Source organism: Pseudomonas maumuensis (genome assembly GCF_019139675.1).
GTDB lineage: Bacteria > Pseudomonadota > Gammaproteobacteria > Pseudomonadales > Pseudomonadaceae > Aquipseudomonas > Aquipseudomonas maumuensis.
On the sequence record NZ_CP077077.1, the window covers coordinates 1,280,028 to 1,293,693 of the forward strand.

Genomic DNA, 13,666 nt, shown 5'->3' on the forward strand with positions numbered 1-13,666 from the left:
CGATGGGTTTCAACCTTTCCGCCTGGGCGCTGCGCAATCGCCAGATCGTGTTGTTCTTGATGATCCTGCTGGCAGCGATCGGCGCCATGTCCTACACCAAGCTGGGGCAGAGCGAGGATCCTCCGTTCACCTTCAAGGCTATGGTCATCCGTACCTTGTGGCCGGGTGCGACCGCCGAGGAGGTGTCGCGCCAGGTCACCGAGCGCATCGAGAAGAAACTCATGGAGACCGGTGAGTACGAGAAGATCGTCTCGTTCTCTCGCCCCGGCGAGTCCCAGGTCACCTTCATGGCCCGCGACTCGATGCATTCGGCGGACATCCCCGAGCTGTGGTACCAGATCCGCAAGAAAGTTGCGGACATCAAGCACACCCTGCCGCCTGAAGCGCAGGGGGCGTTCTTCAACGACGAGTTCGGCACCACCTTCGGCAATATCTACGCCCTGACCGGCGCCGGCTTCGACTACGCCGTGCTCAAGGACTACGCCGACCGTATCCAGATCCAGCTGCAGCGGGTCAAGGACGTGGGCAAGGTGGAACTGATCGGCCTGCAGGACGAGAAAATCTGGATCGAACTGTCCAACGTCAAGCTGGCCACCCTTGGGGTGCCGCTCGCCGCCGTGCAGCAGGCGCTGCGCGAACAGAACGCGGTAAGTACCGCGGGCTTCTTCGAAACCCCCAGTGAGCGCCTGCAACTGAGGGTCAGTGGGCGCTTCGACAGCGTCGAGCAGATTCGCCAGTTCCCTATCCGCATCGGTGATCGCACCTTCCGCATCGGCGACGTCGCCGAGGTGCAACGCGGCTTCAACGATCCGCCCGCGCCGCGTATGCGCTTCATGGGTGAAGACGCCATCGGGCTGGCGGTGTCGATGAAGGACGGCGGTGACATCCTGGTGCTCGGCAAGGCCTTGGAAGGCGAGTTCGCCCGGCTGGCGCAGAGCCTGCCGGCAGGCATGGAACTGCGCAAGGTGTCCGACCAGCCGGCGGCGGTGAAAGCCGGGGTTGGCGAGTTCGTCCAGGTGCTGGTCGAGGCCCTGGCCATCGTCCTGCTGGTGAGCTTCTTCTCCCTGGGCCTGCGCACTGGCCTGGTGGTGGCACTGGCGATCCCGCTGGTGCTGGCCATGACCTTCGCTGCCATGCACTACTTCGGCATCGGCCTGCACAAGATCTCGCTGGGGGCGTTGGTGCTGGCCCTGGGCCTGCTGGTGGATGACGCGATCATCGCGGTGGAAATGATGGCGATCAAGATGGAGCAGGGCTACGACCGGCTCAAAGCGGCGAGCTACGCTTGGACCAGCACGGCGTTCCCGATGCTCACCGGTACCCTGATCACCGCGGCGGGCTTCCTGCCGATCGCCACGGCGGCCTCGAGCACTGGGGAATACACCCGTTCGATCTTCCAGGTGGTGACCATTGCCTTGCTGACCTCCTGGGTCGCCGCAGTGGTGTTCGTGCCCTACCTGGGCGAGCGTCTGCTGCCGGACCTGGCCAAGCTCCACGCCGCCCGCCACGGCGCCGATGGGCGTGCTCCCGACCCTTACGCCACACCGTTCTATCAGCGCGTCAGGCGCGTGGTGGAGTGGTGTGTGCGGCGGCGCAAGACGGTGATCGTGCTGACCATTGCCGCGTTCGTCGGCAGCATCCTGTTGTTCCGCTTCGTGCCGCAGCAGTTCTTCCCGGCCTCCGGGCGTCCGGAGCTGATGGTCGACCTGAAACTGGCCGAAGGCGCTTCGCTGAACAACACGACCGAGCGCGTCAAGCAGTTGGAGGCCTTGCTCAAGCAGCAGGATGGTATCGCCAACTACGTCGCCTACGTCGGCACCGGCTCGCCACGCTTCTACCTGCCGCTGGACCAGCAACTGCCGGCGGCGAGCTTTGCCCAGTTCGTGGTGCTGGCCAAGTCGCTGGAGGACCGTGAGCGTCTGCGTAGCTGGCTGATCGGCACCCTGGACCAGCAGTTCCCCGACTTGCGCTCGCGGGTCACGCGTCTTGAGAACGGCCCGCCCGTGGGCTATCCGGTGCAGTTCCGCGTCACCGGCGAGCACATCGAGAAGGTCCGCGCCCTGGCCCGCGAGGTGGCGGCTAAGGTGCGCGAAAACCCCCATGTGGTCAACGTCCACCTGGATTGGGAGGAGCCGAGCAAGGCGGTGTACCTGGACATCGACCAGGATCGAGCCCGGGCCTTGGGGGTGAGTACCGCGCACTTGTCGAGTTTCTTGCAGAGTTCGCTGACCGGCAGCACTGTCAGCCAGTACCGCGAGGACAACGAGCTGATCGAGATTCTCCTGCGCGGTACGCCAGAGGAGCGACGCGAGCTGGGCAACCTGGGCAGCCTGGCGGTGCCCACCGACAACGGCCAGAGCGTGGCCCTGTCGCAGGTGGCGACCCTGGAGTACGGCTTCGAGGAAGGCATCATCTGGCACCGTGGCCGCCTGCCCACGGTCACCGTGCGCGCCGACATCTACGACAAGGAGCAGCCGGCGACCCTGGTCAAGCAGATCCAGCCGACGCTGGCGCAGATCAAGGACGAGCTGCCAGATGGCTACCTGCTGGAGGTGGGGGGCACGGTGGAGGATTCCGAGCGTGGCCAGCGTTCGGTGAACGCCGGCATGCCGCTGTTCATCGTGGTGGTGCTGAGCCTGCTGATGATCCAGCTGCGCAGTTTCTCGCGGATGTTCATGGTGTTTCTCACCGCGCCCCTCGGGCTGATCGGCGTGACCCTGTTCCTGCTGGTATTCCGCCAGCCGTTCGGGTTCGTCGCCATGCTCGGCACCATCGCCCTGGCCGGCATGATCATGCGCAACTCGGTGATTCTGGTGGATCAGATCGAACAGGACATCGCCGCGGGGATGGAGCGTTGGCAGGCGATCATCGAGGCCACGGTGCGGCGTTTCCGGCCGATCGTGCTGACCGCGCTGGCGGCGGTGCTGGCGATGATTCCGTTGTCCCGCAGCGTGTTCTACGGGCCGATGGCGGTGGCCATCATGGGCGGCTTGATCGTCGCCACGGTGCTGACCCTGCTGTTCCTGCCGGCGCTGTATGCGGCGTGGTTCAGGGTCAAGAAAAACTGAGGAACGAGCGGGAGGGCTTTGCCCTCCTATCGCCGGCAAGCCGGCTCCCACACGATTGCGCGGTACCTGTGGGAGCTGGCTTGCCAGCGATAGGGCTGCACAGCAGCCCCACTGGTTTTCAGCTCAACATCACAGCGCGCCAAAGACCTTCTTGGCCAGGCTGGTAGCCGCACCGGCCGGGTTCTGGCGAATGCTCTCTTCCTGCTTGCCGATCATTTCGAACAAGCCGTCCAGCGCCTTCTCGGTCACATAGTTCTCGATATTGGCGTCGTCCTTGATCAGGCCCAAGCCCTTGGCCTGGCCGGCGAAGCTGTTGTATTGCTGGGCCAGGCCGACCTTGTCGGTGGCTTGCTTGACGATCGGCAGGAACTTGGCGCGGATCTGCTCGCGGCTGCTCTTGTTCAGGTACTGGGTGGCCGAGTCCTGGCCGCCGCTGAGGATGCCTTTGGCATCGCTCACGGTCATCTTCTTCACCGCGTCCACCAGGATCGCCTGGGCTTGCGGCACGGCAGCCTCGGCGGCCTTGTTCATGCTGGTTTCCAGGGCATCGACCTGGTCGCCCTTACCTAACATCTTCATGGCCTTGGCCGCTTTGCCGAGGTTGCCCGGCAGCTCGATACGCACGTCCGGGTTGTTGCTGAAGCCGCCTGGGGTGCTCAGTTGCTTGACGGCGATCTGCGCGCCTTGGGTGAGGGCGTCCTTCAGGCCGCCGGAGGCGTCGCTCTGGGACAGGTCGCCAAGCGACAGGGCCAGGGCACTGGCCGACAGCAGCAGGCCGGCGCACAGGGTGGTGAAGCGCAGGGAGGTGCGGAGCATGGGGATTTCCTTATGGGCAGAATGGAGCGGGTTCAGCGTACCGGGTCGACCTTGATGCGCAACGGCTGCGGGTCGCTACCGTCGAGCAGGACGCCGTGGTGTTCGGTGTTGATGAACAGCAGCTTGCCGTTCAGTTCGATGCGCGCGCTGAGTGCATAGCGGTGGCCGGGCTTGATCTGGGTCGGGTCGTAGTCGAGGTGGAACGGCAGCGGCACGTTGCCTTTGACCGGGCCAGCCTGGCGGGCCAGGGTCACGGCTGGGGCATCCATCAGCGATACGTCCTGCAGTTCGACACTGAACGTTGCGGCCGGTGGCAGGGCCATGCGCTGCAGGTAGAAGACTTCGCCCTCCAGGCTGGCTTGGGGCGATGACGTGTTGCTGGAGCAGGCTGCGAGCAGGGTGGCGCAACACAGCATCAAGAACTTTTTCATGGGGTCTCCGATGTACGTGAGGCTGGCTTGTGGCCAGCCTCAGGGACTTTAGCGGATTTTGTGGGTGTGGGCTTGCCCTGAGAGGCTGTCAGCCAGGCAATCGTCAGCGCGGGGCAAGCCCACTCCAACGCTTCACTCAGCGAGTCCAGTCTCCGCTGTATCTTCCCGATGCAGCGCCACCTGACGGATCGATAGGCGCAGCTCCGCCGACAGCACGCGCTTGGCCACACCTTCGGCCAATTCGGCGAGCTTGTCGTGGTAGCCCAGCTTGCCGCTGGCGTCCGGTCGCAACACGCCTTCGCGCACCAGCGTCTGGATGAAGTGGCGGAACAGGGTCTTGTCGAAGAACTCAGGCGCATTCAGGCCGTGCAGGATAGACAGGCGCTGGGCCATCATCACGCACAGCTCTTCCAGTTCCTCGGCATTCAGCGTGTGCTGGCCGCTGTTGAGCAGCAGCGATGTGGCCATGTAGAAGCGCTGCAGGGTCTGGGTGATGGTGCGGGCCAGCAGCGTCAGCAGCACGAACTGCCGCGAGCTGGGGGCCGGACGCATGTAGATGTCCTGCTCCTTGCGCAGCAGCCCTTGTTCGACCAGTGCCGCCAGCCATTGGTCGATCACCTCGTCCAGTTGCTCGGGCGTCCAGCGCAGGAACAGTTCGGCCTGCAGGTACGGATACAGCGCCCGCACGTACTGGCCCAACAGTTCGCGGCTCATGCGCGAGCTGCTGAGGAAGAAGCTCGCCAGCAGCCCCGGCAAGGCGAAGATGTGCAGCACGTTGTTGCGGTAGTAGGTCATCAGTACCGCGTTGGCTTCGTCCAGGTAGAGGATGCGGCCCAGCGCGTCCTTCTGCTCGGCCAGCAGGTCCATGCCCAGGACGTGGTCGATGAGTGCCTTGCCATCACCTTCGGGTAGGGTGGTGTGCGGTGAGTACGGCACTTGGCGCATCAGGGCCAGGTACAGATCGAGCACGCGGGTAAGGGCACGTTCGTCCAGCGCCAGGCGGCTGGTCGACAGCAGAGCCAGGGCCACCAGGTTGACCGGGTTGATCGCCGCGGCCTCGTTGAGGTGGCGGGCGACCGTCTCGCCCAGGCGGGTGGTGGTCTCGTTGAGCCAGTCCGGACGGAACTGCGGGGCCAGCGCCTGTTCACGCCAGCCGGGTTGCTGTTGGTCGAGGAAGCTGTTCAGGCGAATCGGCTCGCCAAAGTTGACGTACACCTGGCCGAAACGCTGCTTGAGGGCGCCGATGACCTTGAAGATGTCGAAGATCGACTCCTTCTTCTTGCTCGCTCCCCGTAGCTCGCCCAAGTAGGTGCGGCCTTCGAGTACCCGCTCGTAGCCGATGTACACCGGCACGAAGACGATCGGCGTGCGCGAGGAGCGCAGGAAGCTGCGCAGGGTGATCGCCAGCATGCCGGTGCGCGGCTGCAGCATGCGCCCGGTGCGCGAGCGCCCGCCTTCGACGAAGTACTCAACCGGGAAGCCCTTGGTGAACAGGGTGTGCAGGTATTCGTTGAACACGGCGGTGTACAGCGGGTTGCCCTTGAAGGTGCGGCGCATGAAGAACGCCCCACCGCGGCGCAGCAGGCCACCGATCACCGGCATGTTGAGGTTGATGCCGGCGGCGATGTGCGGTGGCGTCAGGCCGTTGCGGAACAGCAGGTAGGACAGCAGCAGGTAGTCGATGTGGCTGCGGTGGCAGGGCACATAGATCACCTCGTGGCCGGGGGCGATGCCCTGCACCTGCTCGATGTGGTTGACCTTGATGCCGTCGTAAATCTTGTTCCAGAACCAGCTCAGCACCACTTCGAGGAAGCGGATCGCGGTGTAGGTGTAGTCCGAGGCGATCTCGTTGCCATAGTGCAGCGCCTTGGCCTCGGCCTTGGCGTAGGGGATCTTCTCGCGGTCGGCCTCGTCGCTGATGGCCTGGCGCACCAGAGGGTCATGCACCAGCCCTTTGACCAGGTTGCGACGGTGCGAGATGTCCGGCCCGATGACCGCGGTCTTCAGGTTGCGAAAATGCACGCGCATCATGCGCTGGGCCATGCGCACGGTGCGCTCGTGGCCCTTGTTGTGCTGCACCAGCTCGCGCAGGTGGATCGGCGCGGAGAACTGCACCCGGGTCTTGCGTCCGAGGATCAGCACGCTGAGCAACCGGCGCAGACGGCCGGTGACCGCCCAGCTGTCGGCGAACAGCAGCTTCCATGGGCTCGACTCGCTGGCCGGGGTCTGGCCCCAGAACACGCTGACCGGAATGATCTGCGCGTCTTCCTCGGCATGTTGGTTGATCGCCGCGACCAGGCGCTCGAGCGTCGGTGGCGCGCCGCGTTTGTCCTGGCGACCGAGCCAGTCCGGATCGGGGGTCAGGTAGAAGAACGCCGCCGGCTCCTGCAAGGGCCCGACGGTGACCGGCAGCACCGGGCGTGGCAGCCCTGCTTTGGTGCATTCGTGGTCGACCACGGCCAGGTCGGTGAGCGACGGCGAGGAGAGGGCATAGAACACCGGCCGGCTGCGGTCGAGCTTGAGCGTCAGCGAGGACTGGTTGATGGTTTCGGAGCGCACCCACAGGTAGAGAACGCGACGCAGGGCGCCGAAGATGAGGCGGCGCAGGGGAGAACGGGTCATGGGGTGTGCCCTGGGTGGAAGTTGCAGTGTTTTTTCAGCGCGTTAGTCTGCCGTATCTGCGTAAGTTCAGCAAAATTCCGCCAAAAATGACCCTGTCATGAATTTTTTTTGTTCCCTGTCATATACTCGGCCTGCCGCTTGCAGGATATTCGCGCAAGCTGCGTCGGCGCGGGCGGTGAGCCTGTGCCAGCAAGGCGATCTTCAAAATAAAAATCCGGAGTAGTTCAGATGTCGTCTCGTGAGACTGGGAATGTGAAGTGGTTCAACGATGCCAAGGGTTATGGCTTCATTCAGCGCGACGGTGGTGCGGATGTGTTCGTCCACTATCGGGCTATCCGCGGTGAGGGGCATCGCACCCTGGTCGAGGGGCAGCAGGTGGAGTACGCACTGGTGCAGGGCCAGAAAGGCCTGCAGGCAGAGGATGTAGTCGGGCTCTGAGCCTTCCGGCTGCACGCTCAAGCTGCAAGTTGTCCGTGGAACTTGCAGCCTGATGCGAACGGCCTCAGCTGGTACGCCAGGTGATTTCCTCTTCACCGTCGGCGCTGATGCGGATCCAGCGATCGGCATCTTCTTCCCCGTCTTCTTCCGCCCAGCTACCTGGCGCGCAACGCACTTCGACGTTGAGCGCGGCGAATGCCGCACGGGCGCAGGCGATGTCGTCGGCCCAGGGTGTCTGGTCGCTTTCCAGGTACAGGCTGTTCCATTTCCCCACAGCTTTCGGTAACCAGGTGACTGGGATGTTACCGGCCGTGCATTTATAGGTCTGGCCTTTCTGCTTCCATTCGCTGCACGGGCCCAGGGCCTGGGCCAGCCAGTCGGCGATCTGCTTGTGATCGACCTCGGCGTCCTTGAGGTAGATCTCGATATCGGGTTGACGCATGGGAGGCTCCAGTGTGCTCAGTCTTGGCGCACGAAATAGTCATAACGCATGGAAACGGTGACCACGAAGGGTTCGGGCTGGTCGATCACTTGTGCGCGCTTCTCGGCGCTGGCCCGCCAGCCGTGTGGGGTCATCGCCAGCAGGTCGGCGCGGGCCTTGGCCTCGACCAGGCTCAGGCGGAACTCGAGGATCTCGCCGTGGGCGTGGACCATGCCTTCAGGGACCAGGGCCAGGTGCTTGTCGTCGGCGTACGGGCGCACTTCATCGTAGAGCACCTCGCGCAGCTCCATCAGGTGGCCGCTGGTCGGGCCGACCCGCATCAGGCCGCCGCCCGGGGCGAGCAGGCGCCTGGCCTCCTGCCAGTCGAGCGGGCTGAACACGCTGGCGATGAAGCCGCAGCTGGCATCGGCCATGGGCACGCGGGCCATGCTGGCCACCATCCAGGTCACCTCGGGTACACGGCGGCAGGCACGCTTGACCGCTTCGCGGGAGATGTCCAGGGCGTAACCGTCGGCCGCCGGCAGCGCTTGGGCAATCTGCGCGGTGTAGTAGCCTTCGCCACAACCGATGTCCAGCCAGGCCTGCGGCTGGCGCTCCGCCGCCAGTTCCGCCAGGCGGCGTGCCACCGGGGCGTAATGCCCGGCGTCGAGGAAGTCGCGACGGGCTTCGACCATGGCCTGGTTGTCGCCCGGGTCGCGGCTGTTCTTGTGCTGCACCGGCAGCAGGTTCAGATAGCCCTGGCGGGCGCGGTCGAAGCGGTGGCCGGCGGGGCAGGCCACGCCATTGTCGAGCCGCGCCAGGGGCGCCTGGCAGAGAGGGCAGGCGAGCATCAGGCGAGCAACCGCACCAGGGTCTGGTAGTAGATCTCGGTCAGCAGTTCGAGATCGCTGGCCAGGATGCGCTCGTCCACCTGGTGGATGGTGGCGTTGACCGGGCCGAGTTCGACCACTTGGGTGCCCATGGTGGCGATGAAGCGGCCATCGGAGGTGCCACCACTGGTCGATGGTCGGGTCTCGCGGCCAGTGACCGCCTTGATGCTCGACGACACCGCATCGAGCAACTCGCCCGGCTCGGTGAGGAACGGCAGGCCCGACAGCGCCCAGTCGATGCTCCATTCCAGCTGGTGCTTGTCGAGGATCGTTGCGACGCGTTGCTGCAGGCCCTCGACCGTCGATTCGGTGGAGAAGCGGAAGTTGAACAGCGCCGTCAGTTCGCCAGGGACCACGTTGGTGGCGCCAGTGCCAGAGTTGAGGTTGGAGATCTGGAAGCTGGTCGGGGGGAAGAACGCATTGCCTTCGTCCCAGTGCTCGGCGGCCAGCTCGGCCAGGGCCGGCGCGGCCAGGTGGATCGGGTTACGCGCCAGGTGCGGGTAGGCGACGTGGCCTTGCTTGCCACGCACGGTGAGCTTGGCGCCGAGCGAGCCGCGACGGCCGTTCTTGACCACGTCGCCGAGCAGAGTGGTGCTGGACGGTTCGCCGACGATGCACCAGTCCAGGCGCTCGTTGCGCGCCTTTAGGCGCTCGACCACGGCCTTGGTGCCATGGTGCGCCGGGCCTTCCTCGTCGCTGGTGATCAGGAAGGCGACCTTGCCACGATGGTTCGGGTAGTCGTGGACGAAGCGTTCGCTGGCCACCACCATCGACGCCAGGCTGCCCTTCATGTCTGCAGCGCCGCGGCCGCAGAGCATGCCGTCGGCATCGATCAGCGCCTCGAACGGTTCGTGCTGCCACTGCTGCACCGGGCCGGTGGGCACCACGTCGGTGTGGCCGGCGAAGCACAGTACCGGGCCGTCCTGGGTGCCATGGCTGGCCCAGAAGTTGTCGACGTCTTCGATGCGCATCGGCTCGAGCTGGAAGCCGACGGCGCCCAGGCGGTTCATCATCTGGGTCTGGCAGTCGGCATCGACCGGGGTGACCGACGGGCGGCGGATCAGGTCGCAGGCCAGTTGCAGGGTAGGCGAAAGCTCGGCTGGGGCCGTCATTGCAAGACTCCGGGGGCAAGGCAGGGCGGGAAATCTGAGGGGCGTTATCTTATATCAAACACAGGTTGTCGGCACGGCCCAATCGCCGGCAAGCCGGCTCCCACAGGTACCGCGCAGCCCTTGCGGCTGTGGGAGCCGGCTTGCCGGCGATTGGGGCGCAAAGCGCCCCCGGCGATCTCAAGCCTGCTGCGCCTCGGCAGCCTTCTGCGCAGGCTTGGGCAACGACGACAGCAGCGCCATCACCAATGCCGCCAGGTACGGCAACGACTGTACCAGCAGCATCGCCACCCAGAAGCGCATGTCCGAACTCGGCAGCCCCTGCACCAGGTAGATCCCCAGCGCCGCGCCCCACAGCATCAGCATGATGAACAGCTCTTCGCGGGCCTCGGCAATCGCCACCAGCAGACCATGGCTGTCGGCATTCTTCGGCGTGCGGAAGAACGGCATGCTGCTGGTGAAGAAACCGTACAGCACCGCCTTGGCGATGGTGTGCGACAGCGCCAGCCCCGCCAGGGCTGCGGCGAAGGCGTCCTTCAGGTCGACCCCCACCGCGCGGCGATAGAGGAACAGGATCTTGCCGACCTTGAAGAAGAACAGCGCCAGCGGCGGAATGGCGAACATCATCAGCGGCGGGTCGACCCGATGCGGCACGATGATCATCGCCGCCGACCACAGCAGGGCGCCGACGGTGAAGAAGATGTTCATGCCATCGGCGATCCATGGCAGCCAGCCGGCCAGGAAGTGGTAGCGCTGGCCACGGGTCAGCTCGCTGCCCTTGCCGCGCAGCAGGGCGCCGGCGTGGTGCTTGATGATCTGGATGGCGCCGTAGGCCCAGCGGAAGCGTTGCTTCTTGAAGTCGATGAAGGTGTCGGGCATCAGGCCCTTGCCGTAGCTGTTGTGGGCGTAGGCCGCCGACAGGCCTTTCTCGAACACCCGCAGGCCCAGCTCGGCGTCCTCGCAGATGCACCACTCGGCCCAGCCGAGCTCCTCGAGCACGCTGCGCCTGGTCATGGTCATGGTGCCGTGCTGGATGATCGCGTCACGGTCGTTGCGGGTGACCATGCCGATATGGAAGAAGCCCTTGTACTCGCTGTAGCACAGCTTCTTGAAGGCGCTCTCGTGCTGGTCGCGGTAGTCCTGCGGCGACTGCACCACGGCGATCTTCGGGTCGGCGAAGTGCGGCACCATGTGTTTTAGCCAGTTGCGGTCGACGCAGTAGTCCGAGTCGATCACCGCGATCACCTCGGCGTCCTTGGCGGTGTGCGGGAGCAGGTAGTTCAGGGCGCCGCCCTTGAAGCCGGCCAAGGGCGCGACGTGGAAGAACTTGAAGCGCTCGCCGAGCTTCTCGCAGTGCGCCTTGAGCGGTTCCCAAACGGCCGGATCCTTGGTGTTGTTGTCGATCACCAGCACTTCGTAGTCCGGGTAGTCCAGCGCGGCGAGGGCGTCGAGGGTCTGCTTGACCATCTCCGGCGGCTCGTTGTAGCACGGCACATGCACGGAGACCTTGGGCCGATAGGCGCTATCGCCCTGCACGGGCAGGAACTCGCGTCGGCGCTTGTGGATCCACACCGCCTCGGCCAGTTCGTGGGCCTCGGTCAGCAGCACGATGAATACCCCGAGGGCGCCGAGCGCCAGCAGCACACCGACCGTCAGGCTGAACCAGGTGCTGTACTGCTGGCTGTAGTCGTAGGCGATCCACACCAGCACCGACCCGCACAGGAAGGTGATGAAGGTGAGGAAGGTGCGCCCGCGCTGGCGCAGGGCCGAGCCGTCGATCAGCAGGATGGCCAGGGCGATCATCGCCAGCACCACCGAGGCCACGGCCAGGGCGCGCCATTGCGGGATCGCCACGATCGGCCCCTCGAAGTTGAATTTCTGCTGGCGCTCGGCGTTGTACACGCCCCAGTAAGCGCCCACCGAACCTTCGTCGCTGGCTTTCCACGGCTGGTCGTAGGCCTCGATGACGAAGTAGTTGTAGCCACGGCGGTTGAGGGTGTTGACCAGGGTGCGCAGGTAGATGGCCTGGTCGGCCTGGGTGGCGTCGGCGCCGCCGCGCATGCGGCCATTGCTCGGCCAGCCGACCTCCGAGAGCAGCAGCGGTTTGCGCGGGAACTGCTTGCGCAGCTCGCGGGCACGGTCGAGGACGAACTGCACCGAGTCCTTCATGGGCACGAATTCCCAATAGGGCAGGATGTGCGCGGCGATCAGGTCGACGTGTTTCGCCAGCTCCGGGTGCTCCTTCCAGATGTGCCACTGTTCGCTGGTGGTCACCGGCACCTTCACCGCGGCGCGTACCCGGTCCAGGTAGCCGATCAGCTGTTCGGCGGTGACTTCCTCGCGAAACAACGCTTCGTTACCGACCACCACCCGCACCACGCTGCGCGAGGTATTGGCCAGGCCGATGGCCTTTTCGATCTCGCGTTCGTTGCGTTCCTGATCGTTGCTGATCCAGATGCCCAGGGTCACGCGCAGGCCGAGCTCTTCGGCCAGGCGCGGTACCTCGGCCTGGGTGCCTTCGACGGTGTAGATGCGCACGTTGTCGGTCAGTTTGTTCAGTTGCTCGAGGTCCTGGCGGATCTCGTCCTCGCTGGGGTACTGGCCTTTCTGCGGGCTCTGCCCCAGGCGGAAGGGCGAATAGGAGAAACCGGAAATCTGTTCCGGCCAGGCGGGGGCGGAGACCGGGCGGTTGATCAAGGCCCAGAACCCGGTGAACAGCGCGGCGATGGCCAGGACCACCACCAGGTTGAGACCGAATTTACGTGATGACATAGGTGTTCGAGGTTCCGAAGAGGGGAGCGAGGTTCGCTGTCGCAGGCCGTGGGTCGTACAAGTGCCGGAGAAGGTAATCCGTTGGATTATCGGCAAGTGATGTAGTTCTGAGGCCGCTCGCTTGTCGTCCAGATATATTTGCTTGATAGGACATTAAAGCAGGCTAGGTAGGTTTTGTTCCAACCCCCGGGCCGCTCTGCCACGCCCTTGCGGCGTGTTCACGCGCTGTGCTCCCCCCACAGCGCATGCCTTGGCATATAATGCGCGCCGGTTTTTTCGAGGTACCCACATGAGCACAGAAGATCCACGCTTCGCCGGCGTTGCCCGGCTCTACGGCGACGACGGCTTGCAGCGCCTGCGTCAGGCCCATGTGGCCATCGTCGGCATCGGCGGGGTCGGCTCATGGGCGGCCGAGGCCCTGGCGCGCAGCGGCGTGGGCGAGATCAGTCTGTTCGACCTCGACGATGTCTGCGTGAGCAACACCAACCGTCAGGCCCACGCCCTTGAAGGGCAGGTGGGCCGCCTCAAGGTGGAGGTAATGGCCGAGCGTCTGCGGGCGATCAACCCGGCCTGCACGGTGCATGCAGTGGCCGATTTCGTCACCCGCGAGACCATGGCCGAGTACATCACCGAGCAGATGGACTGCGTGATCGACTGCATCGACAGCGTGATGGCCAAGGCCGCGCTGATCGCCTGGTGCCGCCGACGCAAGATCGCCATTGTCACCACCGGCGGCGCCGGCGGGCAGATCGACCCGACCCAGATCCAGGTCGGCGACCTCAACAAGACCTTCAACGATCCGCTGGCTTCACGGGTGCGCTCGACCTTGCGCCGCGACTACAACTTCTCGCGCAACACCAGTCGCAACTATGGCGTGCCGTGCGTGTTCTCCAGCGAACAGCTGCGCTATCCCAAGGGGGATGGCAGTGTGTGCCTGCAGAAGAGCTTCGTCGGGGAAGGCGTGCGCCTGGACTGCGCTGGTGGATTCGGTGCGGTGATGATGGTGACCGCGACCTTCGGCATGGTCGCGGCGAGCAAGGCCGTTGAAAAGCTTGTGGCCGGGGCGCGACGACCTTCGGAGCGGGTCAAGGCTGATTAG

10 protein-coding genes are annotated in these 13,666 nt (G+C 64.9%); 3 read left to right on the forward strand and 7 right to left on the reverse strand.

From position 1 onward, the window contains the following. The first annotated feature begins 2 nt into the window (after positions 1–2). A complete protein-coding gene (locus KSS90_RS05940) occupies positions 3–3,068 on the forward strand; it encodes an efflux RND transporter permease subunit (protein WP_217868583.1) in 3,066 nt (1,021 codons plus the stop codon). Between the two features lie 129 nt (positions 3,069–3,197). On the opposite strand, the gene KSS90_RS05945 is transcribed toward KSS90_RS05940, so the two are convergent. The 3 genes from KSS90_RS05945 to plsB all read right to left on the reverse strand — a co-directional run bounded on the left by KSS90_RS05945 (position 3,198) and on the right by plsB (position 6,937). Continuing rightward, positions 3,198–3,884, reverse strand: a complete 687-nt coding sequence (locus KSS90_RS05945; RefSeq protein ID WP_217868584.1) for a DUF4197 domain-containing protein — start codon at positions 3,882–3,884, stop codon at positions 3,198–3,200. A gap of 32 nt (positions 3,885–3,916) precedes the next feature. Then, positions 3,917–4,315, reverse strand: coding sequence for a YbaY family lipoprotein (locus tag KSS90_RS05950; RefSeq protein WP_217868585.1), 399 nt, complete (start codon positions 4,313–4,315; stop codon positions 3,917–3,919). A gap of 132 nt (positions 4,316–4,447) precedes the next feature. Next, positions 4,448–6,937, reverse strand: coding sequence for a glycerol-3-phosphate 1-O-acyltransferase PlsB (gene plsB, locus KSS90_RS05955; RefSeq protein ID WP_217868586.1), 2,490 nt, complete (start codon positions 6,935–6,937; stop codon positions 4,448–4,450). A 228-nt stretch (positions 6,938–7,165) separates the two neighbouring features. Between plsB and KSS90_RS05960 the strand changes: the two genes are divergently transcribed. Continuing rightward, a complete protein-coding gene (locus KSS90_RS05960; protein ID WP_110992443.1) occupies positions 7,166–7,375 on the forward strand; it encodes a cold-shock protein in 210 nt (69 codons plus the stop codon). A gap of 64 nt (positions 7,376–7,439) precedes the next feature. Here the strand turns inward: KSS90_RS05960 and KSS90_RS05965 are convergent, their stop codons facing one another. From KSS90_RS05965 to KSS90_RS05980, 4 genes are all read right to left on the reverse strand, one after another. Then, a complete protein-coding gene (locus KSS90_RS05965; RefSeq protein WP_217868588.1) occupies positions 7,440–7,817 on the reverse strand; it encodes a hypothetical protein in 378 nt (125 codons plus the stop codon). Positions 7,818–7,834: 17 nt separating this feature from the next. Continuing rightward, the gene (locus tag KSS90_RS05970; protein ID WP_217868590.1) at positions 7,835–8,647 is read right to left on the reverse strand and encodes a putative RNA methyltransferase; all 813 of its coding nucleotides are present in this window, start codon (positions 8,645–8,647) and stop codon (positions 7,835–7,837) included. Then, entirely contained in the window at positions 8,647–9,798 is a 1,152-nt protein-coding gene (gene dapE / locus KSS90_RS05975) for a succinyl-diaminopimelate desuccinylase (protein WP_217868592.1), read from the reverse strand. Before dapE ends, KSS90_RS05970 begins: the two co-directional genes overlap by 1 nt. A gap of 177 nt (positions 9,799–9,975) precedes the next feature. Beyond that, positions 9,976–12,567: a glycosyltransferase gene (locus tag KSS90_RS05980; protein WP_217868594.1), complete on the reverse strand. Its 2,592-nt coding sequence runs from the start codon at positions 12,565–12,567 to the stop codon at positions 9,976–9,978. Between the two features lie 289 nt (positions 12,568–12,856). Here KSS90_RS05980 and tcdA point away from each other — a divergent pair, with 289 nt between their 5' ends. Next, positions 12,857–13,666, forward strand: coding sequence for a tRNA cyclic N6-threonylcarbamoyladenosine(37) synthase TcdA (gene tcdA / locus KSS90_RS05985; protein ID WP_038706694.1), 810 nt, complete (start codon positions 12,857–12,859; stop codon positions 13,664–13,666).

What these genes read in the sequence shown, in the direction of transcription:
- KSS90_RS05940 (WP_217868583.1), top strand. Translation starts at nt 3, where the DNA reads ATGGGTTTCAACCTTTCCGCCTGGGCGCTGCGCAATCGCCAGATCGTG.
- KSS90_RS05945 (WP_217868584.1), bottom strand. Translation starts at nt 3,884, where the DNA reads ATGCTCCGCACCTCCCTGCGCTTCACCACCCTGTGCGCCGGCCTGCTG.
- KSS90_RS05950 (WP_217868585.1), bottom strand. Translation starts at nt 4,315, where the DNA reads ATGAAAAAGTTCTTGATGCTGTGTTGCGCCACCCTGCTCGCAGCCTGC.
- plsB (WP_217868586.1), bottom strand. Translation starts at nt 6,937, where the DNA reads ATGACCCGTTCTCCCCTGCGCCGCCTCATCTTCGGCGCCCTGCGTCGC.
- KSS90_RS05960 (WP_110992443.1), top strand. Translation starts at nt 7,166, where the DNA reads ATGTCGTCTCGTGAGACTGGGAATGTGAAGTGGTTCAACGATGCCAAG.
- KSS90_RS05965 (WP_217868588.1), bottom strand. Translation starts at nt 7,817, where the DNA reads ATGCGTCAACCCGATATCGAGATCTACCTCAAGGACGCCGAGGTCGAT.
- KSS90_RS05970 (WP_217868590.1), bottom strand. Translation starts at nt 8,647, where the DNA reads ATGCTCGCCTGCCCTCTCTGCCAGGCGCCCCTGGCGCGGCTCGACAAT.
- dapE (WP_217868592.1), bottom strand. Translation starts at nt 9,798, where the DNA reads ATGACGGCCCCAGCCGAGCTTTCGCCTACCCTGCAACTGGCCTGCGAC.
- KSS90_RS05980 (WP_217868594.1), bottom strand. Translation starts at nt 12,567, where the DNA reads ATGTCATCACGTAAATTCGGTCTCAACCTGGTGGTGGTCCTGGCCATC.
- tcdA (WP_038706694.1), top strand. Translation starts at nt 12,857, where the DNA reads ATGAGCACAGAAGATCCACGCTTCGCCGGCGTTGCCCGGCTCTACGGC.